Below are 24468 nucleotides of genomic sequence, written 5' to 3'. Positions count from 1 at the left end.
GGTCCTGCCATGCCCACGCTCCTGCACCTCGACTCCTCCGCGATCGCCGACGGCTCGGTCTCCCGCGAGGTCACCTCCGCGTTCCGGGCCGCCTGGCAGGCCGAGCACCCGGACGGCACCGTGGTCTACCGCGACCTCGCCGCCGAGCCGCTCCCGCACCTGGACGCCCACGGCATCAGCGCCGGATTCGCCCCCGCCGAGGCCCGCAGCGCCGAGCAGGCCGCCGCCTTCGAGCTGCGCGAGGAGCTGATGGCCGAGCTGGAGCGGGCCGACGCCGTGCTGATCGGCAGCCCGATGTACAACTTCACGATCCCGTCGACCCTCAAGGCCTGGCTGGACCAGGTGATCCTGGTCGGCCGCACCGCCGGCGAGGCGCCCTCCGCCAAGGGCACCCCGGTCACCGTGGTCGCCGCCCGCGGCGGTTCCTACGCGCCCGGAGCCCCCCGCGAGCCGTTCGAGTTCGTCACCACCTACCTGGAGAAGGTGCTGACCGGCATGCTCGGACTGGAGGTCGAGTTCATCGTCCCGGAGTTCACCCTGGCGGGCACCGTCCCGGCGATGGCCGACTTCGTCCCGAAGGCCGCCGAGTCCAAGGCCCAGGCGCTGGAGCTGGCCGCCCGCCGGGGCAAGGAGCTGGCCGCCGCGGCCGCGGTGTGACGTGCGTCGGAGGCGCGCCCCGCCGGGCGCGCCTTCCGCGCAATCGGCCGCCGGTGCTCCCATGCTGTAGGGCGCAGGACATCCGACCGCCGACCAGAGGGAGCAGCCCGTGACGACGTCCCCGCCGCCCGAGGAGAGCGCCGGCGCGGAGCGTGCCCAGGCCGGGCCGGCCGTCCCCGGTGGGCCCGCCGGGGCCGTGGGCGGCTCCGAGCCGCCGGAGCCCGGGCAGCCGGTCCGGCCGCTGGAGGTCGCCGTCTTCACCGGCCCCGAGTCGGCCTTCTTCGCCACCTCCACCCTGATCCTCGGCGAGCGGACCGCGATCCTGGTGGACGCCCAGCTGACCCGCAGCGCCGGGCGCGAGCTGGCCGAATGGGTCGCGGGCAAGGGCAGACGGCTGCTCGCCGTCGTGGTCACCCACCGGCACCCGGACCACTACTTCGGCGCCGAGGAGGTGCTGCGGCTCTTCCCGGACGCGCAGCTGCTGGCCGCCCCGGCCGTCGTCGAGGGCATCCGGCGCACCGTCGCCGCCAAGGTCGCGCAGTGGAAGCCGGTGTACGGCGACGACATCCCGGACCACCCGCTGATCCCCGCCCCGCTGCTGCCGCAGCCGCTGATGCTGGACCGCCAGGTGATCCCCGTGCTGCTGCTCGGCCAGGCCGACTGCGGGGACTCCACGGTCGTCCACGTGCCGAGCATCCGCACCGTGATCGCGGGGGACTTCGTCCACAACGGCACCCACGTCTGGACCGCCGACACCACCCCGGCCCAGCGCACCACCTGGGGGCACAACCTCGGCCGGATCGCCGACCTCGGCGCGGACCGGGTGATCGCCGGCCACCGGGCCCCGGACCAGGGCGACGACGCGGCCCGGGTGCTGGCCTTCACCGGCGAGTACCTGCAGGACTTCGACCGGCTGCTGGCCGAGCACCCGGCCGACCCGGAGGCGCTGGTCACGGCGATGAACCAGCGGTACGGGGAGCTGACCCTGCCGTCCTTCCTGGAACTGGGCGCCGCGGCCAACACCGCCCGCACGGCCGAGGACACCGTCGAGGCCGAGCTCGTCGCCGAGCCCGAGCGGAGCCCGGAGGCCGAGCGTCGCCCGGAGCCTGAGGGCGGCCCGGAGCCCGGGCGGCAGCCGGGCGGCGCGGAGGAGTAGGGCGCCGCCGCGGGCGGATACTGGCCGCATGACGCCGTACGACGTGATCGTCCCGGCGGGCGGGGCCGCCCGGCGCCTCGGCGGGGCCGACAAGCCCGGGCTGACGGTGCGCGGGACCACCCTGCTCGACCGGGTGCTCGCCGCCTGCGCGGGCGCCCGGACCGCCGTCGTGGTCGGCCCGCCCCGGCCGACCGCACGGGCCGGCGTCCACTGGACCAGGGAGCAGCCGCCCGGCGGTGGGCCGGTGGCCGCCGTCGCGGCCGGGCTCGACCTGGTCACCGCGCAGACCGTGCTGCTGCTCGCCGCCGACCTGCCCTTCCTGGACCGGCGGACGGTGGAGCGGCTGGTCACCGCCCTCGACCGGGCCGGGACCGACGCGGACGCCGCCGTGCTGGTCGACGCGGGCGGGCGCGACCAGCCGCTCGCCGCCGCCTACCGCACCGCGCCGCTGCGCGCCGCACTGGCGGCCCTCGGCGACCCGGCCGACCAGCCGCTGCGGCGCCTGGTCGGCGGGCTGACCCGGCTTCGGGTGGCCGACACCGACGGCGTCGCCCACGACTGCGACACCTGGGAGGACCTGGAACGGGCCCGCGAACGCGACCGGAGGTGAACCCCACCGGCCCGGTCACCGGGGTGTGAGCGAAACGACGCGCCCCGCACACGGGGCGAACACCTCGGGGAAACCGGCGATCGGGCAGCATGGGCGCATGGAGCGCACGCTGGATGACTGGATCGCCGAGGTCAAGGCCGACCTGGGCATCGACCTGGACGTCGACGTCCGTGGTCTGCTCGACACGGCCCGGGTGGTCGCGCACGGGGTGGCCCGGCCGGCCGCGCCGCTGACGGCCTTCCTGATCGGCTACGCCGCCGCCCAACGCGGCGGCGGGGCGGACGCCGTGGCCGAGGCGGCCCGGCGGACCGAGGCCCTCGCCGAGGACTGGGTCACCACCGACCGGCCGGGCGAGTCGTGAGTGCGGTCGGACAGCCGACCGTGGCCGCGCCGCCCGCCGGTCCCGGCGCGCTGAGCTGGCCCCGCGCCCGCGAGACCGCGCGCCGGGCCGGGCTGGGCCCGCTGCCCGGCGGCGAGGTCCCGCTGGCCGAGGCGCTCGGCCGCACCCTCGCCGAGCCGCTCGGCGCGCTGACCGACCTGCCGGCCTTCGACACCTCCGCGATGGACGGCTGGGCGGTCGCCGGCCCCGGCCCGTGGCGGGTGGCCGGCCGGGTGCTGGCCGGGCGGGCCGAGCCGGTGCCGCTGGCCGACGGCACCGCCGTGGAGATCGCCACCGGCGCCCAACTGCCGCCCGGTGCCACCGCCGTACTGCGCCGTGAGCACGGGACGGTGGACGGCGCGCTGCTGCACGACCGCGGCCCGCGGCCGCTGACCACCGGCCAGGACGTCCGCACGCGCGGCCAGGAGTGCCGCCGGGGTGAGGAGTTGCTGCCGGCCGGCACCCCGGTGGGGCCGGCGGTGCTCGGGCTGGCCGCCGCCTGCGGCCACGACCGGCTGTCGGTGCACCGCCGCCTGGATGCCCAACTGTTGGTTCTGGGAGACGAGTTGCTCACCACCGGAGTGCCCGGTCCGGGCCTGGTCCGGGACGCGCTCGGGCCGCTGCTGCCGCCCTGGCTGCTGGCCGCCGGGGCCGGGTCGGCCGAAGTCGGCTACGTCCGGGACGACTTCGGGCTGCTCCGGGACGCGCTGCGGCACTCCGCCGCGGACCTCGTCGTCACCACCGGAGGAACGGCCGCCGGACCGGTCGACTTCCTGCACCGGGCGCTCGCCGAGGCCGGCGCCCGGCTGCTGGTGGACGGCGTCGCCGTCCGGCCGGGGCACCCCATGCTGCTGGCCGAACTCCCCGGGGGCCGCCACCTGGTGGGTCTGCCGGGCAACCCGCTGGCCGCCGTCGCCGGGATGGTCACCCTCGTCCTGCCGCTGCTGCACGCCCGCGGCGGACGGACCGCCGGTGCCCCCGCCCTCGCCCCGGCCGCGGCCCCGCTGCCCGGGCACCGGACGGACACCCGGCTCCAGCCGGTCCGGCGGACCGCCGCGGGCGTCCTGCCGCTGGCCTTCGACGGACCGGCGATGCTGCGCGGGCTCGCCCGGGCCGAGGCGTTGGCCGTGGTGCCGCCCGGCGGCGCGGCGGCGGGCGAGACGGTCGAACTCCTGGAGGTGCCGTGAACCGGCTGCGACGCAACCTGGCGCCCGGTACCGAGCCGTGGGCGGACGCCGGGATCGTGCTGCCCGCCCGGCGGGCCGAGCCCGCCGTCCGGCAGGTCGGCTCCCGGCTGCTGCTGGCGCTCGCCGTGCTGGTCGCCACCACGTTCATCGTCTGGTTCGACCGGGACGGCTACAACGACAACGCCGGCGGCGGGCTCAGCCTCCTGGACGCGGCGTACTACGCCACCGTGACGCTCTCCACCACCGGGTACGGGGACATCACCCCGTTCAGCGACAGCGCCCGGCTCACCAACATCTTCGTGGTCACCCCGCTGCGCGTGGTGTTCCTGATCATCCTGGTCGGCACCACCCTGGAGGTGCTCACCGAACGGACCCGCCTGCAATGGCGGTTGAACCGCTGGAGGTCCACCGTGCGCGAGCACACCGTCGTCATCGGCTACGGGACGAAGGGCCGCAGCGCCGTCGACACCCTGCTCGGTCAGGGGGTGAAGAAGGAGGAGATCGTCGTCGTCGACCCGCAGCGCAAGGTGATCGACCACGCCGCCCGGGACGGCCTGGTCGGGGTGGTCGGCGACGCCACCCGCACCGACACCCTGATGCGCGCCGCGCTGCCCGGCGCCGCGCGGGTGGTGGTGGCGCCGGAACGGGACGACACCGCGGTCCTGATCACGCTGACGGCCCGCCAGCTGAACAAGGCCGCCACCGTGGTCGCCGCCGTCCGGGAGGACGAGAACGCGCCGCTGCTGCGGCAGAGCGGCGCCGACGTCGTGGTGACCAGCTCCAGTTCGGCCGGGCGGCTGCTCGGGATGTCGATGCTCAGCCCGCACGCCGGGGCGGTGATGGAGGACCTGCTGACGTACGGCAACGGGCTGGACGTGGTGGAGCGTCCGGTCACCCGGGCCGAGGCCGGGCACAGCCCGCGCGACTGCGCGGACCTGGTGGTCGCGGTGGTCCGGGGCCGACGGGTGCTCAACTACACCGAGCCGGAGGCCGCCGTCCTCCAGCTCACCGACCGGGTGATCGTCATCAAGTCCAGCACGGTCCCGCCGACCGGCTGAGCCCTGCGGTGGAACCGCCCCGGACCGCAGTAGGTTCGGGGCATGCATGCGATGACGATTCCCGTACCCGGTGGTCCCGAGGCGCTGGTCTGGGCCGAGGTGCCCGATCCGGTGCCCGCTGCGGGCGAGGTCCTGGTCGAGGTGGCGGCCACCGCCGTCAACCGTGCCGACCTGCTCCAGCGGCAGGGCTTCTACAACCCGCCGCCCGGCGCCCCGCCCTACCCGGGGCTGGAGTGCGCCGGGCGGATCGTCGCGCTCGGGCCCGGGGTGTCCGGCTGGGCGGTCGGCGACGAGGTGTGCGCGCTGCTGGCCGGCGGTGGCTACGCGCAGCTGGTCGCGGTGCCGACCGGGCAGCTGCTGCCGCTGCCCGCCGGGCTGTCCGCCGAGCAGGCCGCGGCGCTGCCCGAGGTCGCCTGCACGGTGTGGTCCAACGTCTTCCTCACCGCCCACCTGCGGCCCGGCGAGACGGTGCTGCTGCACGGCGGTGCGAGCGGCATCGGGACGATGGCGATCCAGCTGGCCAAGGCGGTCGGCGCCCGGGTCGCGGTCACCGCGGGCAGCCGGGAGAAGCTGGAGCGGTGCGCCGAGCTGGGTGCGGACATCCTGATCGACTACCGCGAGCAGGACTTCGTCGAGGTGCTCCGGGAGGCCACCGGCGGGGCCGGGGCGGACGTCGTCCTGGACATCATGGGCGCCAAGTACCTCCAGCGGAACGTGGACGCGCTGGCGGTCAACGGGCGGCTGGTGATCATCGGACTCCAGGGCGGGGTGAAGGGCGAGCTCGACCTCAACACGCTGCTGCGCAAGCGCGCGGCGGTGATCGCCACCAACCTGCGCGGGCGGCCGCTGGCGGAGAAGGCGGCGATCGTGGCGGCGGTGCGGGAGCACGTGTGGCCGCTGGTCGAGTCCGGGGTGGTGAAGCCGGTGGTGGACCGGGTGCTGCCGCTGGCCGAGGTGGCCGAGGCGCACCGGGTGCTGGAGCGCGGGGAGCAGGTCGGGAAGGTCGTGCTGCGGGCCTGAGCCCGGGGCTCCCGACGGCGGCGGGGCGGTGGCACACGGGTGGTGAATTGCCCGAAATGCCGTAACGGCCGGGGCGTGCGAGCCTGGTCCGGAGCAGTCCCGCCGCCGATCCCGCCCCCGGGCGCCGTCGGCCGTCGGAAGGACTCCGACCGTGGCCGCATCACCGCACGCACTCCTCGGGCCGCTGCCCGTCCCGCCGCACCGCCGTGGTGCCTCCCGCCGCTCCCCGGGCCGTACCCAGCGGCTGTTCGCGGCGGTCGTGCTGGGCCTCACGCTGCCGCTGGCCGCCGCTTCGGCGGCGGTGGCGCTGCCCTCGCCGACGGTGCTGCGGCTGCCGGCGGCCGTGCCCTCGTCGGAGGCGCCGCCCTCGTCGGAGGCGGGGGCGGAGGCGGACGCCGATCCGGGCGGCGAACCGGATGCGTCCGGGCCGGAGGCCGCGCCGCCGCGCCGGCTGCCGCCGCACCCGCACCCGGGCGGCGACTTCCCCCGGGCCCACCGGCACCGCCCGGCCTCCCTGCCCGAGCACTCCGACGCCGCCGTGGAGCAGGCCCCCGACCGGGCTCCGGAGCAGGGTCCCGAGCAGCCCGCGGACCAGGCCGCCGCCCAGGCCGTCGAGCAGGAGCCCGACCGGGCCCCGGAGCCGGCCGCCGAGGCCGAGCCGCCGCAGACCGACGGGGACGCCGCGGAGGCGGAGACGCCCGGCGACGCGGCCGCGCCGGACCCGGCCGCCGCGGACACCGCGGCGGCGGGCGGGCAGCCGGTGGCGGCCGTCGCCGCCGTGCCGGTGATCTTCCCCGCCCGCTGGCAGGACGCCTCCACCACCCAGCTCCCGCTGGGCGTCGGCCTGGGCCTGATCGGCTGCGGTCTGGGCCTGGTCGGCCTGCGGCTGCGCAAGGGCTGAGGCCGCGCGGGGCCGGTCCGGGCAAGGGCTGAGGCCGCGCGGGGCCGGTCCGGGCAAGGGCTGAGGCACCGAGGGGGCCGGGCCGGGGGAACTGAGTATCCGTACGGATGCCCGCGCGGGGCCCGGGGGCGTACCTTCGTCACGGGGTGGCGCAGGACGGCGGGACGACGGGGGCTTCCGCCCGACCAACCCCAGTGAGAGAGAATGTTGTTCATGACGAATCCGATGAACGAGCGCCCGTCGCAGGAGCCCTTCCGGGCCGCCGGCGGGCAGTCGCAGGACGGCCAGAAGGTGCTGATCGTCGGACCGGACGGGCTGCCCGTGGGCCAGGGGTTCGCCGGTGCGGCTGGGGACGGGGACGACGAGGGCGACGTGCCGCGTGAGCTCCCGGTGACCGAGATGGTCGAGCAGCCCGCCAAGGTGATGCGCATCGGCAGCATGATCAAGCAGCTGCTGGAGGAGGTCAGGGCGGCGCCTCTCGACGAGGCGAGCAGGGTGCGGCTGAAGGACATCCACGCGAGCTCGATCAAGGAGCTCGAACTGGGTCTGGCACCGGAGCTGGTCGCGGAGCTGGAGCGGCTGTCGCTGCCGTTCACCGACGACACCATCCCGACCGAGGCCGAGCTGCGGATCGCCCAGGCCCAGCTGGTCGGCTGGCTGGAGGGCCTGTTCCACGGCATCCAGACCGCCCTGTTCGCCCAGCAGATGGCGGCGCGGGCCCAGCTGGAGCAGATGCGCAGGGCGCTGCCCCCCGGTCTGCACAGCGGTGAGCCGGACGAGGACGAGCCGGGCCAGGGCCGCGGCATCCGCTCCGGCCCCTACCTGTAGCCGCACCCGGCGGTACCCGCCGGTAGGCACGTCCGGTCCGACGGGGCGCCGTCGGACCGGACGTACCGGGACCGTCCTCCCCGGCCCAGGGTCGCCGGGAACGGGGACCGGCGGCCCGGACCGCGCCCCGGCCCTGGACCGATCACCGTCGGCGCGAGCCGATACCCTGACCCCTGTCGCCGGCCGGAGGAACCGCCGCGGCAGGGGCTCGCCGGGCCAGCGGGCCGGGCCCACCACGCACGGACGAGACCGAACGTCAGGCTGCGGCACGCACGGCCGCGCCGAGGGGGAGCAGAGGACCATGAGCGAGCACGGCAACGCGGCGGTCGAGGGCTTCTCCCTGGGCAACGGCCGCTATGTCCTGCAGCGGCTGCTGGGCGAGGGCGGCATGGCCTCCGTGCACCTCGCCCACGACCGCGTGCTGGACCGGCAGGTCGCGCTGAAGAGCATGCACAGCGAACTGGGCCGGGACGACTCGTTCAAGGAGCGGTTCCGCCGCGAGGCCCAGGCCGTGGCCCGGCTGGAGCACCCGAACATCGTCACCGTGTACGACAGCGGCGAGGACGTCGCCCCCGACGGTTCCAGCACGCCGTACATCGTCATGCAGCTGATCGACGGCATGGGCCTGCGCGAGGCGATCAACGAGGCGATCGGTCAGTACGGCGCGATGCCGTGCGAGGAGGCGCTGAAGGTCACCGTCGGCGTGCTGAACGCGCTGGAGGCCTCGCACGACATGGGCCTGGTGCACCGCGACATCAAGCCCGGCAACGTCATGTTCGACCGCAAGGGCAACGTCAAGGTCATGGACTTCGGCATCGCCCGCGCGCTGGAATCCGGCGTCACGTCGATGACCCAGACCGGCATGGTGGTCGGCACCCCGCAGTACCTCTCGCCCGAGCAGGCGCTCGGCAAGCCGGTGGACGCCCGCTCCGACCTGTACTCGGTGGGCGTGATGCTCTTCGAGATGATCACCGGTCAGCTGGTCTTCGACGGCGACTCGGCGTTCTCGATCGCCTACAAGCACGTCCAGGAGGAGCCGCCGGCGCCCTCCACCCTCAACCGCGCGGTCACCCCCGAGGTGGACGCCTTCGTGGCGCAGGCGCTGCGCAAGGACCCGGCGCACCGGTTCCAGAGCGCGGCGGCGATGCGGGACGAGGCGGAGCGGCTGATCGAGGCCGCCAAGGGCGGCGGCAACGGGCACCGGCTGCAGGCCAGCACCCCGCTGGTGATCAACGAGGGACCGCGTTCGGTGCACGCCGCCCCGCAGGCCCCGCAGACGCCCCCGCCGCAGTACCCGCAGCAGGGCGGGCAGCAGTCGCAGTACCGGACGCCGCCGCCGGCGTACCAGACGCCGCAGCCGCAGGCGCCGCACACCCCGCACCCGCAGTACCTCCAGCAGGGCGGGCAGCAGCCGCAGTACCGGACGCCGCCGCCGGCGTACCAGACGCCGCAGCCGCAGGCTCCGCACACCCCGCACCCGCAGTACCTCCAGCCGCCGCAGGCGCACACCCCGCCGCCGCGGCCGATGCCGCCGTACCAGCAGCCGAAGGCGTCCTCCGGCGGCGGCTGCTCGACGGCCGTGGTCGTGATCGGCATCATCATCGGCGTGCTGGTGCTCGCGGGCATCATCATCGCGATCGTGGTCAACAAGGCGGACCAGAAGACCGGCGGCAAGTTCAGCCACTCGGAGCGCCCCGCCAACGTGCTGGTCGTCGACCTCCCCGCCGACCGGAATGGCCTGCTCTGAGGGTTTCCGGCCGGTTCGCGGGTGCCGCGTCCGTCCGCCGGAAGCGGTAGCGTTCGGGGATACGTAAGCGACAGGGCACCGCGATCCGAGCGAACGCCCGGGGCGAGGAGCGATGGCACAGACGCAGCAGCCGGACGACGACGCGGGTGTCCGAGCGGTCGGCCGGACCGGCGGAACGCCGAGGATCCCCGAGCCCAGCGCCGAGGCCCCGACCTCGGCGCTGCCGCCGTTCCCCGCGGGCGGCCCGCAGACCCCGGGCCGCGGCACCGCCGTGCCGCTGAGCACCGTCGGCGACGGCCGCTACCGGCTGACCCACCGGCTGGGGCGCGGTGGCATGGCCGAGGTGTTCGCCGCCGAGGACGTGCGGCTCGGCCGCACCGTCGCGGTCAAGCTGCTGCGCGGCGAGCTGGCCCAGGACGACGTCGCCCGACTGCGCTTCACCCGCGAGGCACACGCCGTCGCCGCGCTCAACCACCACTCGATCGTCGCGGTCTACGACACCGGCGAGGAGTACGTCGGGGACGAGTCCACGCCGTACATCGTGATGGAGCTGGTCGAGGGCCGCACCGTCCGCGAGCTGCTGGCGGACGAGGAGGCGCCGCCGGTGGACCAGGCGCTGATCATCATCGCCGGGGTGCTGGAGGCGCTCGCCTACAGCCACCGCAACGGCATCGTCCACCGCGACATCAAGCCCGCCAACGTCATCATCACCAACACCGGCGCCGTCAAGGTGATGGACTTCGGCATCGCCCGCGCGCTGACCGGCGGGGCCACCACGATGACCCAGACCGGCATGGTCATGGGCACCCCGCAGTACCTCTCGCCCGAGCAGGCGCTCGGCAAGCCGGTCGACCACCGCTCGGACCTGTACGCGGCCGGCTGCATGCTCTACGAACTGCTCACGCTGCGTCCGCCGTTCACCGGCGACACCCCGCTGTCGGTGGTCTACCAGCACGTCCAGGACCCGCCGATGCCGCCCTCGCAGGCCAACGGCCGGGTGCCGGTCGGCCTCGACCCGCTGGTGCTCCGCTCGCTCGCCAAGAACCCGGACGACCGCTTCCAGGACGCCGACGAGTTCCGCGCCCACGTGCAGCACGCGCTGCGCGAGATGCACGGCTCGGGCGGCTGGGCCGGCGCCACGGCGGGGGACACCGGCGCGACCCAGGTGCTCCGGCCGGACCAGGCCGCGGCCACGGCGGCCTTCGGCGCGGTGGGCCCGGGCGACCAGACCTCCGTGCTGCCGTACCCGCCGGGCGGTCCGCACGCGTCCCCCTCGCCCTACCAGGTGTCCGGCGCTCCGTACGGCGGCGACGGGGCGGGCGAGGACGGCGACGGGCAGGGGCCGCGGCGGCGCGGGCCGTGGGCCTGGGTGGCCGGTGCGATCGCGGTGCTCGTCGCGGCCGGTGCGGGCATGGCGTTCGCGCTCAGCGGCAACGACACGACCGACCACTCGGTGACCCCGACGCAGCCCCCGGCGGTCACCAGCAGCGAGACGGCCGTGCCGACCCAGAGCGGCGGGGTGGCGACCCCGCCGCCCTCGTCCTCGGGCGGTAAGAAGACGCAGCAGCCGGCCGACCCGAACAGCAACAACAACGGGAACGGCACCGGGAACGGCGGCGGCAACATGTCGCCCTCGCCGTCGGGCAAGCACTCGCAGAGTCCGACGCCGAGCGCGCCCCCGAGCCGCGGGCCGTCGTCCACCTCGTCGGCGACCTCGACCGGCGGGGCGACGCCCGGCGGCGGAGGCGGCAACACGCAGCCGCCGAACCCGCTGCCGACCAAGACGGGCCCGCCGGTGACGTTGCCGGCCACGGCGCCCCCGCCGGCGGGGAACTGACGGCGGGCAGCCGGACGGCAGACCGGCTCGGACCGGTCCGTCGGAGCGGGCGGTCGGTCCGGTCAGTTGGCGAAGGCGTCCAGGACCTGCTCGTACTCCTGGCACCACCACGCCAACTGACCGGCGGAGGCGGGGTAGAGCGGGTCGGCCCGGTGGTCGGCCCGCTGGTAGCGCCACTGCAGCATCCAGAAGTCGTTCAGCCGCTCCCACCAGACCCGGTGGACGGCGGCGGCCAGGTGCTCCGCGGTGGCCGCGCCGGAGGCCCGGTAGGCCTGGGAGTAGCGGCGGACCCGGACCAGGTCCAGGACGCCGGACGAGCGGTCGTTGAAGAGCAGCGTGGCGGCCCGGACGGCCTCCTCGGCCCGTGGCTGGGGGCCGAGCTTGTCCCAGTCCAGGACGGCGGCCACCCGGCCTCCGCGCGGGCCGTCGTCGTACAGCAGGTTGAGGCCGTGGAAGTCGCCGTGGGTCCAGCCGGTGGGCGGGGCGGCCTGCGGGGCGGGGCGGCGGTGGGCGTGCTCGGCGAGCAGATCCAGCCGTTCCGTGAGCCGTTCGACCACCAGTGCGTCCAGCTCCCCGGCCGGGTGGTGCTCCCGGGCGCGGCGCCGCAGGTCGCGGGCGAGCGCGGCGCTCTCCACGGGGTCGGCGCTCTGGTATCCGGGCGGTTGTTCGAGGGGGGCGCAGACGTCGTCGAGCGCGCCGTGCAGTCGGCCGAGCAGCGCGCCGAGCGCGTCGCACTGTGACGGGTCGAGCTCGCCGCCGTGCCGGTGCCGGCCCTCGACCCAGGGGAACAGCGCGAACATCCGGCCGCCCCAGGAGGCCACCGTGCCGGAGCGTTCGGCGCAGGCCAGCGGGGGTGCCACGGGCAGTCCGAGGGCGTTCAGCGCGGCCATCGCGCGGTGGTGGGCGAGGATCCTCGGACGGCTGGCGGTGGCGGAGTCGACGTAGCACTTCAGGAAGTACGGACCGGCCTCGGTGGTGACCAGGTACCCCCGGTTCAGCAGGCCCTCGGCGACGGGTTCGGCGGTCAGCAGCCGCCCTGTCCGGTAGCGGGCCAGGACCTCGGCGAGCGCTCCCAGCGGGACGGGTGGACTGAGGGTTCCCATCGGCGGTGCGGAGAGATCGGGGCGGGCCGGTGCGCAGGCGAGGGTCTGGCTGAAAGTCACGTGCAGAGGTTATGGCCCCCTTGCGGGGGCCCTTGACAAACCGTCAGTTCTGTGCAGGCGTCCGGTCAGTACTGGTGGTCGGCCTGGTGCCGCGCCACGAAGGCGGCCGCCTGGGTGCGTCGCTCCATGCCCATCTTGGCGAGCAGACTGGAGACGTAGTTCTTCACCGTCTTCTCGGCCAGGTGCAACTCGTTGCCGATCTGACGATTTGTCATACCTTCGCCGATCAGATCGAGGATCCGCCGCTCCTGCTTGGTGAGTTGGGCGAGCCGTTCGTCCTCCTTCTCGCCGCCGTCGCGCAGCCGGGCGAGCACCCTGCTGGTGGCGACCGGGTCGAGCAGCGAGCGGCCGGCCGCGACGTCCCGGACGGCAGTGATCAGGTCGGTGCCGCGGATCGCCTTCAGCACGTAGCCGGAGGCGCCGGCCATGATCGAGTCGAACAGCGCCTCGTCGTCCGAGAACGAGGTCAGCATCAGGCACTTGATCTCCGGCAGCTTGGACCGGATCTCGCGGCAGACCTCGACCCCGTTGCCGTCCGGGAGCCGGACGTCGAGCACCGCCACGTCCGGGTGGACCGCCGGGATCCGGGTGAGCGCCTCGGCGGCCGTGCCGGCCTCGCCGACCACCTCGATGTCGTCCTCGACCGACAGCAGGTCGTGCACGCCCCGTCGGACGACCTCGTGATCGTCGAGCAGGAATACCCTGATTTGTCCGTTATCAGTCACGTCCAAAGCCTCCCATATCACCGTACGAAAGGCCTATCACTCGGACCTCCTCGGCAGTACGGTCAGGTCGGGGCCGTCCGAAACCGATACCGAGAACCCCCTTACGTACGGGCGTCTGCCCGGATAACGTGCGCTGGTGTCCTGAAGGCGCTCGAATTGAGAGCTGCGTCACGCCGACCGTCACCCCCACCCTTCCGACGGCGAGCCGAACGCGGCACCCTCGGGGTTGTAGGCCCTGAACAAGTAGGACGTCCTAGCGCAAGCGCGTCGAGGGCGGACGCTGGGTAACGTTCTCGTGAGGGACGCCGTCGGAACAGGATCACCACCTGCCCCGCAGTGGGAGCGCACACCCAAGCGCGCCCCGCGAGGCGGTGACCGGACCGGTCACCGGCGACCCCGGGCGGCCGGACAGACCGAGGAGTGAACGTGACCGTCAAAAGCACGGCGAGGGCTCGCAAGAAGGCGGCCCCCGGCGTCCCTGACACCCTCCGCGCCAAGGGCAAGGAGGCCCAGCCGGAGCTCGTCCAACTGCTCACGCCGGAAGGCGAGCGGGTCGAGCACCCGGACTACCCCCTCACCACCACTCCCGAGGAGCTGCGCGCCCTCTACCGCGACCTGGTGCTGGTGCGCCGGTTCGACGCCGAGGCCACCGCGCTCCAGCGCCAGGGCGAGCTCGGCCTGTGGGCCTCGCTGCTCGGCCAGGAGGCCGCCCAGGTCGGCTCCGGCCGTGCCATGCGCACCGGCGACTACGCCTTCCCCACCTATCGCGAGCACGGCGTGGCCTGGTGCCGCGACGTCGACCCGCTGAACCTGCTCGGCATGTTCCGCGGCGTGAACCACGGCGGCTGGGACCCGAACGAGAAGAACTTCCACCTGTACACCATCGTGATCGGTGCGCAGGCCCTGCACGCGACCGGCTACGCGATGGGCATCACCAAGGACGGCGCCGACGACGCGGTGATCGCGTACTTCGGCGACGGAGCCTCCAGCCAGGGCGACGTCAACGAGGCCTTCACCTTCGCCTCGGTCTACAACGCGCCGGTCGTGTTCTTCTGCCAGAACAACCAGTGGGCGATCTCCGAGCCCACCACCACCCAGACCAGGATCCCGCTGTACCGCCGCGCCTCCGGCTTCGGCTTCCCGGGCGTCCGGGTCGACGGCAACGACGTCCTGGCCTGTCTGGCGGTCACCCGCTGGGCGCTGGACCACGCCCGCAGCGGCAACGGCCCGGTGCTGATCGAGGCGTTCACCTACCGGATGGGCGCCCACACCACCTCCGACGACCCCACCCGCTACCGGCACGCCGAGGAGACCGAGGCCTGGAAGGCCAAGGACCCGATCGCCCGGCTCCGCGCCCACCTGGAGAAGGAGGGCCAGGCCGACGAGGAGTTCTTCGCCGCCGTCGACGCCGAGAGCGAGCGGCTGGGGCTGCGGGTGCGCGAGGGCGTGCGCGGCATGCCGGACCCGGACCCGACCCTGATCTTCGACCACGTGTACAGCGAGCCGCACGCGCTGGTCGATGAGGAACGGGCCGAGTACGCCGAGTACGCGGCCTCCTTCGAGGCGGGGGAGAACAACTGATGGCCGGTCAGCTGAGCATCGCCAAGGCGCTGAACGGAGCGCTGCGCAAGTCGCTGGAGAACGACCCGAAGACCCTGCTGATGGGCGAGGACATCGGCAAGCTCGGCGGCGTCTTCCGGATCACCGACGGCCTCCAGAAGGACTTCGGCGAGGACCGGGTGATCGACACCCCGCTCGCCGAGTCCGGGATCATGGGCACCGCGATCGGCCTGGCGCTGCGCGGCTACCGCCCCGTCGTGGAGATCCAGTTCGACGGCTTCGTCTACCCGGCCTTCGACCAGATCGTCTCCCAGCTGGCCAAGATGCACGCCCGCGCGCTGGGCCACGTCAAGATGCCGATCACCGTGCGCATCCCCTACGCGGGTGGCATCGGCGCGGTCGAGCACCACAGCGAGTCGCACGAGGCGTACTTCGCGCACACCGCCGGTCTGCGCGTGGTCACCCCGGCCAGCGCGCACGACGCGCACTGGATGCTGCGGCAGTCGATCGAGTCCGACGACCCGGTCATCTTCCTGGAGCCCAAGCGCCGTTACTGGGACAAGGGCGAGGTCGGCGACGCCGCGGACCTGGGCCTGCACGACGCGAGGATCGTCCGGCCCGGCACCGACGCGACGCTGATCGCGTACGGCCCGATGGTCAAGGTCTGCCTGGAGGCCGCCGCGGCCGCCGAGGAGGACGGCCGCCGGCTGGAGGTCGTCGACCTGCGCTCGCTCTCCCCGGTGGACTTCGCCGCCCTGGAGGAGTCGGTCAAGCGCACCGGTCGGGCCGTCGTGGTGCACGAGGCACCGGTCTTCCTGGGCATGGGCGCCGAACTGGCCGCCCGGCTCACCGAGAAGTGCTTCTACCACCTGGAGGCACCGGTCCTGCGGGTCGGCGGCTACCACGCCCCGTACCCGCCGTCCCGGGTCGAGGAGGCCTTCCTCCCCGACCTGGACCGCGTGCTCGACGCCGTCGACCGCGCACTCGCGTACTGATCCAGGGGAGCGTAGATGACCACCGAAGTTCGCTCGCTCCGCGAGTTCAAGATGCCCGATGTGGGCGAGGGCCTCACCGAGGCCGAGATCCTCAGCTGGTACGTCAAGCCCGGTGACACCGTCACCGACGGGCAGGTCGTCTGCGAGGTGGAGACCGCCAAGGCGGCGGTGGAGCTGCCCATCCCGTTCAACGGGGTGGTCCAGGAGCTGCACTTCCCCGAGGGCGCGACGGTCGACGTCGGCACCGTGATCATCTCGGTCGCGGTCGCCGGGGAGGCGGGGGCCGCGGCTCCGGCCGCCCCCGCCGAGGCCCAGGCTCCGGTCGCCCCCGCCGAGGAGGCCGAGCCCGAGCGCCGCGAGGTGCTGGTCGGATACGGCCCGCGCACCGGTACCGCCCAGCGCCGGGCGCGGCGGACGACCACGACCAAGGTCGCCGCCACCAGGCCGGCCCCGGCCGCCGCTCCCGCCCCGGCCGCCGCCGCGGCGCCCGTGGCCCCCGCGGCGCCCGCCCCGGTGGCCGAACTGCCGGGCGGGGAGCGCCCGTTGGCCAAGCCTCCGGTGCGCAAGCTGGCCAAGGACCTCGGCGTCGACCTGCGCGCGGTCACCCCGACCGGCCGGGACGGCGTGATCACCCGCGAGGACGTGCACGCCCATGCCGCCGCCCCGGCCGCCCCGGCCGCCCCGGCGACCCCGGCGACCCCGGCGACCCCGGCGACCGCGGTGCCCGAGACCGCCGTCGCCGAGCCGGCCGCGCAGCAGGCGCTCGTGCCCGCCGCGGGCGACGTCCGGGTGCCGATCAAGGGCGTCCGCAAGGCGATCGCGCAGGCGATGGTGGCCTCGGCCTTCACCGCCCCGCACGTCACCGAGTTCGTGCAGGTCGACGTGACCCGCACGATGAAGTTCGTCCGCCGGCTCAAGGAGAGCGGCGAGCTGGGCCGGGACGTCCGGGTCAGCCCGCTGCTGATCGTCGCCAAGGCGCTGCTCACCGCGATCAAGCGGCACCCCGAGATCAACGCGCAGTGGGACGAGGCGGCCCAGGAGATCGTCCTCAAGGGCCAGGTGAACCTCGGCATCGCCGCGGCCACCCCGCGCGGCCTGATCGTCCCGAACATCAAGGACGCCGGGTCCAAGACCCTCACGGGGCTGGCCACCTCGCTCGGCGAGCTGGTCGACACCGCCCGTCAGGGCAAGACCTCGCCGGCCGACATGCAGGGCGGGACGATCACCATCACCAACGTCGGCGTCTTCGGCGTCGACACCGGCACCCCGATCCTCAACCCGGGCGAGGCCGCCATCCTGGCCTTCGGCACGGTCCGGGAGCTGCCGTGGGTGCACAAGGGCAAGGTGGTCCCGCGTCAGGTGACCACGCTCGCGCTCTCCTTCGACCACCGCCTGGTGGACGGGGAGCTGGGCTCCAAGGTGCTGGCCGACGTGGCCGCCCTGCTGGAGCGCCCGAAGCGCCTGATCACCTGGGGCTGACGCCCCGTAGGGCATGAGGAAGGGGCCCTCCTCCGCACCGCCGTGCGGAGGAGGGCCCCTTTCCTGTGGCCGCCCGTTCGACTAGCACTGGTGGCGCAGCCGGCGGACGGCGATCAGGAGGCCGGCTCCGAGGGCGAGGAGCGCGGCGGAGCCGGTGGCGAGGAGGGTGTTGGTGGCGGAGGAGCCGGTGTGGGCCAGTTCGGGGGTGCCGGCGGGGGCGGTGGTGGCCGGTGCGGCGGTCGGGGTCGCGGGGGCCTCGGTGGCCGGGGCGGCGTCCTTGGTGGTGTCGGTGGCGGGTTCGGCGGTCTTGGTGTCCTTGGCGGGCGTGGTGGGCTTCGCCGGGGTGGTGGGCTTGGGCTTGGCCGGGGTGGTCGGCTTCTCGGACGGCTTCGGGTGGATCACCGCGACCTCGGTGATCCCGCCCCGGCCGTGGTTCGGCGAGCCGATGATCTGGAGCCCTTCGACGTCCTTGGCCACGTCGGCGGAGAGCCCCACCCGGAAACGGAAGGAGACGGTCTGGCCCTTGGCGAGCGGCACGCCGGCGGACGGGGCGTTGCCGCCGATCGCCGGGTCGCAGCCGTTGCGCAGGGCGATGCGCTGCCAGTGACCGTTCGACAGGACCTCGGCGGTGACCTGCGAGGGCCTCGGGGTGCTCCCGTTGAGGTTGAAGAACGAGATGCCCGGGGTGATCCGGTGGTAGTCCGCGCCGGTGTTGTTGGTGACCTTGAGGCTGAACTCCGCCTTGGGGCCGCCGACGGTGATCGCGGAGGGGACCTTGGAGAACACGGCGGTGGCGCCCTGGCCGTGCAGTTCGAGGGAGTCGTCCTGCTCGTCCGCGGCGGACGGCTTCGCCGGGGCGGTGACCGGGGCGTCATCCGGGGCCCCGCAGGCCCAGGCGGTGTCGGTGGCGAGGAACTGGACGCCGCCGACGAGGACGGCGGTGGCGGCGAGGGTGGCGAGGCGACGGCGGCCGGAACGGGTGCGGTCGTTCTTCGCGAAACGGTTGATAACGGACGTGCTCATGACGTGACTCCCCGATGGTCATGGTCTGACGAGTGTGTGGTGAAGGCGACCGGCTCCGCCGCTGCTCCTGAGCGGTGGCGCCCCCCGGCTCTGCCGGTCTCGCTCTCCGTGCCTTCATGTGCATGGACGCGCATCCCCGGCGGGGGTTGCGGGTGGTCCGGAGGATTTCTTCGTTCGACGGGGCCGAGGGCCGCTCGGCCCCGTCGGCGGTCGGTCAGCGCTGGTGGCGCAGCCGGCGCACGGCGATCAGGACGCCGGCTCCGAGGGCGAGGAGCGCGGCGGAGCCGGTGGCGAGGAGGGTGTTGGTGGCGGAGGAGCCGGTGTGGGCCAGTTCGGGGGTGCCGGCGGGGGCGGTGGTGGCCGGTGCGGCGGTCGGGGTCGCGGGGGCCTCGGTGGCCGGGGCGGCGTCCTTGGTGGTGTCGGTGGCGGGTTCGGTGGTCTTGGTGTCCTTGGCGGGCGTGGTGGGCTTCGCCGGGGTGGTGGGCTTGGGCTTGGCCGGGGTGGTCGGCTTGGCCGTGGCACCGTCCTGGGGGTGGGTGACCTTGACCGCCTTGAACCCCGAGTCGCCGGGGCCCTGCGAGCCCGCCATCTCCGTCGAGGCCAGGATGTCGATCGTGGTCACGCCGGCCGGGGTGCTGGGGGCCAGGGAGTACCGGAACGTGAAGGTCGTCGAGCTGTTGGCGGCCATCCGCTGGCGCTGGGAGCCGGTGACGTCGACGACGCGGGAGCAGCCGTCGCGCAGCTGGAGGTTCTTCCAGGCGCCGGTGTAGTCCTTGAACTGGATCTTGACGTCCTTGAGCCGGGCGGCGGCGCCCGAGCCCGGGGTGGCGAGGGCGAGGAAGGGCTCCATGCCGTGGGCGTCCTCGGCCGCCCTGTTGGTGACCTTGAGGGAGACCTCGTTCCAGCTGCCGTCCGCGACCACCGAGGACCTGGCCGAGGTGATGGCGGTGTCGGGGGAGAGCCCGGTCGCGTTGGCCGCGGCCTCGTAGGCGCCGCCCGTCCGGTGGTCGCCGCAGGCCCACGCGCTGTCGGTGGCGAGGAACTGGACGCCGCCGGCGAGGACGACGGTGGCGGCGACGGTGGCGATGCGGCGGCGGCCGGAGAGCGGGCGGTCGTTCTTCGCGAAACGGGTGATAACGGGCATGCGCATGGCGTGGGTCCCCAGGGTGGTCGTGCTGGTGGTGTGAGTGGGTGAAGACGACCGGCTCCGCTCCTCCTGAGCGGAAGCGCCCCCCGGCTCTGCCGGTCTCGCTCTCCGTGCCTTCACCCGTATAGACGCGCATCCCCGCAGGGGGTTGCAGGTGGATTCAAAAAACTTTTCGGGCACCTCCGGCGGGCCTCTGCGGCCGTTCGGGCATGTGGTTGGTATGACCTGAATGATCCGGAAAGTGCGGATCGTTCGGCCAGGTCGGTGACTTTTTCGCGGCCGGACAGGGGAGTCCCGGCCGCCCGGGTACGTCTCCGCTCCACCACCCGGGCGACGCCGGGTGACCGGAACCCGGAGGACGCACCCGTATGGCGCCTGGCAAGCCTGGCCGTCTCGTCCGGAGTCTGGCCGCACTCGTGCTGGTGTCCGCCGCCGCCCTCCCGGGCGCCCTGGAGCTGATCGGCCCCTCGCCGTTCGGCGTGATCGGCCCGGGGGCCCCGGCCGACCGCGCGGTGCCTCCGCACACGGCCCTCCAGGCCGACCAGCGGATACCCGCGGCCGCCCCCACCGTCGACATACGCCGCACCGGGGACCCGGCCAACCGGATCACCCTGGTGCTGCTCGGCGACGGCTACACGGCCGGCGAGCAGGACCTCTTCCGGCAGCAGGCCGACCGGGCCTGGCACGCGCTGATGGACATCGAGCCGTTCCGCACCTACCAGGGCTTCTTCAACATCAGGCGGGTCGAGGTGGTCTCCCCGGTCTCCGGGATCGCCGAGTCCGAGAGCCGCGGCCGCAGGACCACCACCCCGCTCGGCATGCACTTCTGGTGCGAGGGCACCGCTCGGCTGCTCTGCGCCGACGAGGCCGCCACCGCCCGGTACGCGGGGGACAGCGCCGGACCGCAGTACCTGATCGCCCTGGCCAACTCCACCGAGTACGGCGGGGCCGGCGGCACCGGGGTGACCACCCTGGCGGGCGGCAGCCCGGACGCCGGGCGGATCATCCAGCACGAGATAGGGCACACCGTGGGGGACCTCGGCGACGAGTACGACAGCGCCCCGGAGGACGCCGACTACCCGAACCTCGCCACCCTCAACGCCGACGACATGCGCAGGAAGCAGACCAAGTGGTGGCGCTGGCTGGGCGCCGAGTCCCCGGACGGCGCCGGCGTGATCGGCGCGTACCGCAGCGCCAACGGCCTCTACCGGCCCACCCAGGACTCGGTGATGCGCACCCTGGGCAGCGCGTACAACCTCCCCTCGCGCGAGGCGATCGTCGAGGCGCTGTACCGCAAGGTCCGGCCGACCGACGCCCCGGTGCCGCCGCCGGGCGAGGTCTCCGGCCGGCCCCGGCTCGAAGTCCGGCCGCTGCCGCTGAACGGCCCGCGGCAGCTGAAGGTGGAGTGGAAGGTGGACGGCGTCCCGGTGCCGCCGCAGTCCGAGGACGGCTCCTCGCTGGACACCGCCCGACTCCAGCTGCCCCCGGGGCGGACGGCCACCGTGACGGCGACCGTCAAGGACACCACCGACTGGGTGCGGGACGAGGCCTTCCGGGACCGCTGGATGACCCGCTCGGTGTCCTGGACCCTGGCCGGCTGAGTCCCGGCCCCGCCCCGGATCTGGGCGTCCAATCATGGGATGACTAATCTGGTCGGACTATGACCGTGGAGCCCGCCCGTTCAGTCCCGTCCCTGTCCGTCCCCGCTCCCCGATCCACCGCCGAGCCCCCGGCCGCCCCCGCGCCACCGCCCGGGCCCGTGCCGCCCGGCGGCCGCGCGGCCTGGCTGGCCTGGTCCATCGGCGTCAGCGTCTACATCCTGGCCGTCATCCACCGCACCAGCCTCGGCGTGGCCGGACTGGACGCCGCCGACCGCTTCGGCATCGGGGCCTCGGCGCTGTCCACCTTCTCGATCCTCCAGGTGCTGGTCTACGCGGCCATGCAGATCCCGGTCGGCCTGCTGGTCGACCGGTTCGGGCCGCGCCGGGTGCTGCTGCTCGGCGTGCTGCTGCTGAGCGCCGGCCAGCTGGCCTTCGCGTTCAGCTCCGCCTTCGGCCCCGCGCTGGCCTCGCGCGCGGTGCTCGGCTGCGGCGACGCGATGACCTTCATCAGCGTGCTGCGGATCGCCGCCCGGTGGTTCCCGGCGGCCCGGAACCCGTTCGTCGCCCAGCTGACCGGCCTGGCCGGGATGGGCGGCAACCTGGTCACCACCGTGGTGCTCGCCCGGGCACTGCACAGCGAGGGCTGGACGCCCACCTTCGCCGCGATCGCGCTGCTCGGCGTGGGGGTGTTCGCGCTGGTCGCGCTCTTCCTCCAGGACGCGCCCCGCCAGGACCCGCCGGTCCGGGACGCGCTCCACCCGGAGGCCGCTCACCCGGAGGCCGCGGCGGCGCCGGAGACCGCGGCGGCGAGGCCGAAGGTCGGCCGCCAGGTGCTCGCCTGCTGGCGGGAGCCGGGCACCCGGCTCGGCCTCTGGATCCACTTCACCACCCAGTTCCCCGGCAACGCCTTCGGCCTGCTCTGGGGCCTGCCCTACCTGGTGCAGGCCCAGGGCATGTCCCGGGCGGGGGCGGGCGGACTGCTGACCCTGCTGGTGCTCAGCAACATGACCTTCGGCTTCGTCTTCGGCCGGCTGCTCTCCGCCTCGGCGCGGGCCCGGATGCCGATCGTGCTGAGCGTCATCGCGGCCACCGCGCTCGGCTGGGCGCTGGTGCTGTCCTGGCCCGGCGGCCACCCGCCGGCCTGGCTGCTGGTCGGGATCATCCTGGTGATGGGCAGCAACGGCCCGGCCTCACTGGTCGGCCTCGACTACGCGCGCGCCCGCAACCCCGCGGAGCGGCTCGGCACCGCCTCCGGGATCGTCAACATGGGCGGCTTCATCGGCACGATGATCACCCTGTTCGGCATCGGCGTGCTGCTGGACGCGCTCTCCCCGGACGGCGCCGGTTCGTACTCGGCCGCGGCCTTCCGCTGGGCGTTCTGCTGGCAGTACGTCCCGCTGGCGCTGGGCACGGCGATGATCCTGCGGCTGCGCCGGAAGGTCGTGGCGCAGCCGGGCTGAGCCCGGACCCCGGGCCGGACCCGCCCGGGGTCCGGCCCCGGGCCGGCTCGGGTCCGGGCCGGGACTCAGATGGTGACGGAGAAGTTGGCCAGCACCCGCTCGGCCAGCTCCCGGTCGCCCTCGACGGTGACCGGGCCCGGCCGGCCGCGGCCGCAGGCGAGCCGCAGGTAGGTCTCCCAGTCCATGGTCAGCTGGACGTCGGGCGCCAGGCTGATCGACTCGTCCACGGTGCAGTGGCCGGTGGCGTCCACCCGGACGGTGCGCAGGAACTCCACCGGGCCGGTCACGTCCAGCACCAGGGCCGTTCCGGCCGGGGCGCCGGCCTTGTTGGCGACGGCCTTGGGCAGCAGCTCCAGCAGCAGGTCCCGGGTGATCAGGGCGGCCGGGGCGTCCAGGTTGCCCGGGGCCTCCAGGGCCCGGCGCAGGTCCTGCTCGTGCACCCAGACGTCGAAGGCCCGCATCCGCAGCAACTCGTGGTACGGGACGTCCCGGGCCAGCGGCCCGGCCGGCCAGCGCACCGGCTCCTGCGGCGTCTGCTTGGCGTTCCGCAGCGCCCGGGAGCGGCGGATGATCGTGTACTCCAGCTCGCTGGTCATCTCCAGCGCGGTGTGGCAGCGGCGCTTGTCGACCGGCAGCTCGACGTAGCGGGCGAACTCGGTGGTCACGTGACGGAGGTCACGCGGCAGCGAGTGGATCGGGCGCGGGTCGCCGAGCAGGTCGGACTCGACCGCGATCACGTGCGAGACGACGTCACGGACGGACCAGCCGGGGCACTCGGTGGCCCGGTTCCAGGAGCCCTCGGGAAGGGGGGCGACCAGCTCCGATATGGACTCGATGGTCTGGGTCCACGCCTCGGTGTAAGCCTGCACGGTCTGGTTGTCCGTCACGGGAATCTCCGGCCCTCCGTCAGCTTCCTTGCCACCTGTGCCCCGCCGTCACGGCCGACCGGGATGGTCCGGCTTTCCGGGCGCACACGCTAACCGCACGTTACGCTGCCGGGTGACAGCTGGGCAGCGCTTTCGGGTGACGATCGTAGGTCTCTTGCCGTGGACGGTGGTACTGTGCGCGCTTCATTGATCCAACTCGCGGTCTCCGACGCGGAGCCGCCCGCCGAGCGGAGGGCCCGGGCGGCGGCCCTGGTCAGGGCGCAGCAGGGCGCCGACCTGGTGGTGCTCCCGGAGCTGTGGCCGCTCGGCGGCTTCGCCCACGACCTCTGGTCGGACGGCGCGGAGACCCTGGACGGACCCACCTCGGACGTGATGTCGGCCGCCGCCCGGGCCGCCGGGGTCTGGCTGCACGCCGGTTCGATCGTCGAACGCGATCCGGACGGGCCGATCTACAACACCTCGCTGCTGTTCTCCCCGGACGGCGAGCTGGTGCACACGTACCGCAAGATCCACCGCTTCGGCTTCGACAGCGGTGAGGCGGTGGTGATGGGCGCCGGGCAGGAGATCGTCACCGCGCCCACCGACTTCGGCACGCTGGGCCTGGCCACCTGCTACGACCTGCGCTTCCCGGAGCTGTTCCGGGCGCTGCTGGACGCCGGCGCGCAGCTGCTGGTGGTCCCGGCGGCCTGGCCGGCCAAGCGGCGCGAGCACTGGACGCTGCTGGCCCGGGCGCGGGCGGTGGAGGAGCAGGCCTTCGTGCTGGCCTGCAACACCGCGGGGACGCACGCCGGGATCGAGCAGGCCGGGCACAGCGTCGTGGTGGACCCGTGGGGCCGGGTGCTGGCCGAGGCGGGGCCGGACGAGGAGGTCCTGACGGTCGCGTTCGACCCGGCCGAGGTGGCGAAGGCGCGCGCGGAGTTCCCGGTGCTCCGGGACCGTCTGCTGGGGATTCCGGCGCCGGTCCAGCGCTGAGCCGGAGCGGGGCCGGGGCGCGGCGGACGGCGTTCGGGGTGGGTTGGTTCGTACCTGGGTCGATCGGGTTTGAGAA

The 24468-nt window shown here is 74.3% G+C and carries 20 protein-coding genes and 1 pseudogene; 16 read left to right on the top strand and 5 right to left on the bottom strand.

The genetic code is table 11. The features are described from left to right. Positions 1–9: 9 nt before the first annotated feature. From ACWD4P_RS06790 to ACWD4P_RS06745, 10 genes and pseudogenes are all read left to right on the top strand, one after another. Entirely contained in the window at positions 10–657 is a 648-nt protein-coding gene (locus tag ACWD4P_RS06790) for an FMN-dependent NADH-azoreductase (RefSeq protein ID WP_449778818.1), read from the top strand. A gap of 109 nt (positions 658–766) precedes the next feature. Continuing rightward, positions 767–1813, top strand: coding sequence for an MBL fold metallo-hydrolase (locus ACWD4P_RS06785; protein WP_449778817.1), 1047 nt, complete (start codon positions 767–769; stop codon positions 1811–1813). Between the two features lie 28 nt (positions 1814–1841). After that, positions 1842–2784 (top strand): annotated as a pseudogene (locus tag ACWD4P_RS06780) (NTP transferase domain-containing protein). Between the two features lie 20 nt (positions 2785–2804). Continuing rightward, a complete protein-coding gene (locus tag ACWD4P_RS06775) occupies positions 2805–3989 on the top strand; it encodes a molybdopterin molybdotransferase MoeA (RefSeq protein WP_449778816.1) in 1185 nt (394 codons plus the stop codon). Continuing rightward, positions 3986–5047 (top strand): potassium channel family protein, encoded by a 1062-nt coding sequence (locus tag ACWD4P_RS06770; protein ID WP_449778815.1) that lies wholly within the window; start codon positions 3986–3988, stop codon positions 5045–5047. The genes ACWD4P_RS06775 and ACWD4P_RS06770 overlap by 4 nt, the downstream gene beginning before the upstream one ends. A 42-nt stretch (positions 5048–5089) precedes the next feature. Continuing rightward, positions 5090–6067, top strand: a complete 978-nt coding sequence (locus ACWD4P_RS06765) for an NAD(P)H-quinone oxidoreductase (protein WP_359828962.1) — start codon at positions 5090–5092, stop codon at positions 6065–6067. 151 nt (positions 6068–6218) lie between these two features. Further along, positions 6219–6968, top strand: a complete 750-nt coding sequence (locus ACWD4P_RS06760) for a hypothetical protein (RefSeq protein WP_449778814.1) — start codon at positions 6219–6221, stop codon at positions 6966–6968. Between the two features lie 213 nt (positions 6969–7181). Beyond that, positions 7182–7796: a bacterial proteasome activator family protein gene (locus ACWD4P_RS06755; RefSeq protein WP_181970628.1), complete on the top strand. Its 615-nt coding sequence runs from the start codon at positions 7182–7184 to the stop codon at positions 7794–7796. A gap of 301 nt (positions 7797–8097) precedes the next feature. Then, entirely contained in the window at positions 8098–9543 is a 1446-nt protein-coding gene (locus tag ACWD4P_RS06750; RefSeq protein ID WP_359828964.1) for a protein kinase domain-containing protein, read from the top strand. A gap of 112 nt (positions 9544–9655) precedes the next feature. After that, positions 9656–11380 carry a protein kinase domain-containing protein gene (locus ACWD4P_RS06745; protein WP_449778813.1) on the top strand — a complete coding sequence of 575 codons (1725 nt, stop codon included), beginning with the start codon at positions 9656–9658 and terminating at the stop codon, positions 11378–11380. 62 nt (positions 11381–11442) lie between these two features. Here the strand turns inward: ACWD4P_RS06745 and ACWD4P_RS06740 are convergent, their stop codons facing one another. After that, positions 11443–12543 (bottom strand): phosphotransferase, encoded by a 1101-nt coding sequence (locus ACWD4P_RS06740; protein ID WP_449778812.1) that lies wholly within the window; start codon positions 12541–12543, stop codon positions 11443–11445. 65 nt (positions 12544–12608) lie between these two features. Next, positions 12609–13268 carry a response regulator gene (locus tag ACWD4P_RS06735; protein ID WP_074001879.1) on the bottom strand — a complete coding sequence of 220 codons (660 nt, stop codon included), beginning with the start codon at positions 13266–13268 and terminating at the stop codon, positions 12609–12611. A gap of 426 nt (positions 13269–13694) precedes the next feature. On the opposite strand from ACWD4P_RS06735, the gene pdhA reads away from it, so the two are divergent. The 3 genes from pdhA to ACWD4P_RS06720 are packed head-to-tail and all read left to right on the top strand — an operon-like array spanning position 13695 to position 17302. Further along, entirely contained in the window at positions 13695–14849 is a 1155-nt protein-coding gene (gene pdhA / locus ACWD4P_RS06730) for a pyruvate dehydrogenase (acetyl-transferring) E1 component subunit alpha (protein ID WP_449778811.1), read from the top strand. Next, positions 14849–15823, top strand: a complete 975-nt coding sequence (locus ACWD4P_RS06725) for an alpha-ketoacid dehydrogenase subunit beta (protein ID WP_449778810.1) — start codon at positions 14849–14851, stop codon at positions 15821–15823. Before pdhA ends, ACWD4P_RS06725 begins: the two co-directional genes overlap by 1 nt. 15 nt (positions 15824–15838) lie before the next feature. Continuing rightward, positions 15839–17302, top strand: a complete 1464-nt coding sequence (locus tag ACWD4P_RS06720; protein WP_449778809.1) for a dihydrolipoamide acetyltransferase family protein — start codon at positions 15839–15841, stop codon at positions 17300–17302. An 81-nt stretch (positions 17303–17383) separates the two neighbouring features. Here ACWD4P_RS06720 and ACWD4P_RS06715 read toward each other — a convergent pair whose 3' ends face one another. Together ACWD4P_RS06715 and ACWD4P_RS06710 are read right to left on the bottom strand one after the other, a co-directional pair. After that, positions 17384–18325, bottom strand: a complete 942-nt coding sequence (locus ACWD4P_RS06715) for a hypothetical protein (RefSeq protein ID WP_449778808.1) — start codon at positions 18323–18325, stop codon at positions 17384–17386. 214 nt (positions 18326–18539) lie between these two features. Further along, the gene (locus ACWD4P_RS06710) at positions 18540–19475 is read right to left on the bottom strand and encodes a hypothetical protein (RefSeq protein ID WP_449778807.1); all 936 of its coding nucleotides are present in this window, start codon (positions 19473–19475) and stop codon (positions 18540–18542) included. Between the two features lie 365 nt (positions 19476–19840). On the opposite strand from ACWD4P_RS06710, the gene ACWD4P_RS06705 reads away from it, so the two are divergent. Continuing rightward, positions 19841–21073 (top strand): M64 family metallopeptidase, encoded by a 1233-nt coding sequence (locus tag ACWD4P_RS06705; protein WP_449778806.1) that lies wholly within the window; start codon positions 19841–19843, stop codon positions 21071–21073. A 59-nt stretch (positions 21074–21132) separates the two neighbouring features. Next, on the top strand, positions 21133–22533 hold the full coding sequence (locus ACWD4P_RS06700) for an MFS transporter (protein WP_449778805.1): 1401 nt from the start codon (positions 21133–21135) through the stop codon (positions 22531–22533). Positions 22534–22598: 65 nt separating this feature from the next. Here the strand turns inward: ACWD4P_RS06700 and ACWD4P_RS06695 are convergent, their stop codons facing one another. Then, positions 22599–23420 (bottom strand): maleylpyruvate isomerase family mycothiol-dependent enzyme, encoded by an 822-nt coding sequence (locus ACWD4P_RS06695; RefSeq protein ID WP_359829721.1) that lies wholly within the window; start codon positions 23418–23420, stop codon positions 22599–22601. Positions 23421–23594: 174 nt separating this feature from the next. Between ACWD4P_RS06695 and ACWD4P_RS06690 the strand changes: the two genes are divergently transcribed. Next, positions 23595–24392: a carbon-nitrogen family hydrolase gene (locus tag ACWD4P_RS06690; protein WP_359829722.1), complete on the top strand. Its 798-nt coding sequence runs from the start codon at positions 23595–23597 to the stop codon at positions 24390–24392. Positions 24393–24468 lie beyond the last annotated feature (76 nt).

This window comes from Kitasatospora sp. NPDC002543, from assembly GCF_053594915.1.
This window is presented reverse-complemented; position numbering and strand designations above follow the sequence as displayed.

Bases quoted from the DNA above. Each gene is read 5' to 3' on its own strand.
- ACWD4P_RS06790 (WP_449778818.1), top strand. From the start codon at position 10: ATGCCCACGCTCCTGCACCTCGACTCCTCCGCGATCGCCGACGGCTCG.
- ACWD4P_RS06765 (WP_359828962.1), top strand. From the start codon at position 5,090: ATGCATGCGATGACGATTCCCGTACCCGGTGGTCCCGAGGCGCTGGTC.
- ACWD4P_RS06755 (WP_181970628.1), top strand. From the start codon at position 7,182: ATGACGAATCCGATGAACGAGCGCCCGTCGCAGGAGCCCTTCCGGGCC.
- ACWD4P_RS06750 (WP_359828964.1), top strand. From the start codon at position 8,098: ATGAGCGAGCACGGCAACGCGGCGGTCGAGGGCTTCTCCCTGGGCAAC.
- ACWD4P_RS06745 (WP_449778813.1), top strand. From the start codon at position 9,656: ATGGCACAGACGCAGCAGCCGGACGACGACGCGGGTGTCCGAGCGGTC.
- ACWD4P_RS06725 (WP_449778810.1), top strand. From the start codon at position 14,849: ATGGCCGGTCAGCTGAGCATCGCCAAGGCGCTGAACGGAGCGCTGCGC.
- ACWD4P_RS06720 (WP_449778809.1), top strand. From the start codon at position 15,839: ATGACCACCGAAGTTCGCTCGCTCCGCGAGTTCAAGATGCCCGATGTG.
- ACWD4P_RS06715 (WP_449778808.1), bottom strand. From the start codon at position 18,325: ATGAGCACGTCCGTTATCAACCGTTTCGCGAAGAACGACCGCACCCGT.
- ACWD4P_RS06710 (WP_449778807.1), bottom strand. From the start codon at position 19,475: ATGCGCATGCCCGTTATCACCCGTTTCGCGAAGAACGACCGCCCGCTC.
- ACWD4P_RS06705 (WP_449778806.1), top strand. From the start codon at position 19,841: ATGGCGCCTGGCAAGCCTGGCCGTCTCGTCCGGAGTCTGGCCGCACTC.
- ACWD4P_RS06700 (WP_449778805.1), top strand. From the start codon at position 21,133: ATGACCGTGGAGCCCGCCCGTTCAGTCCCGTCCCTGTCCGTCCCCGCT.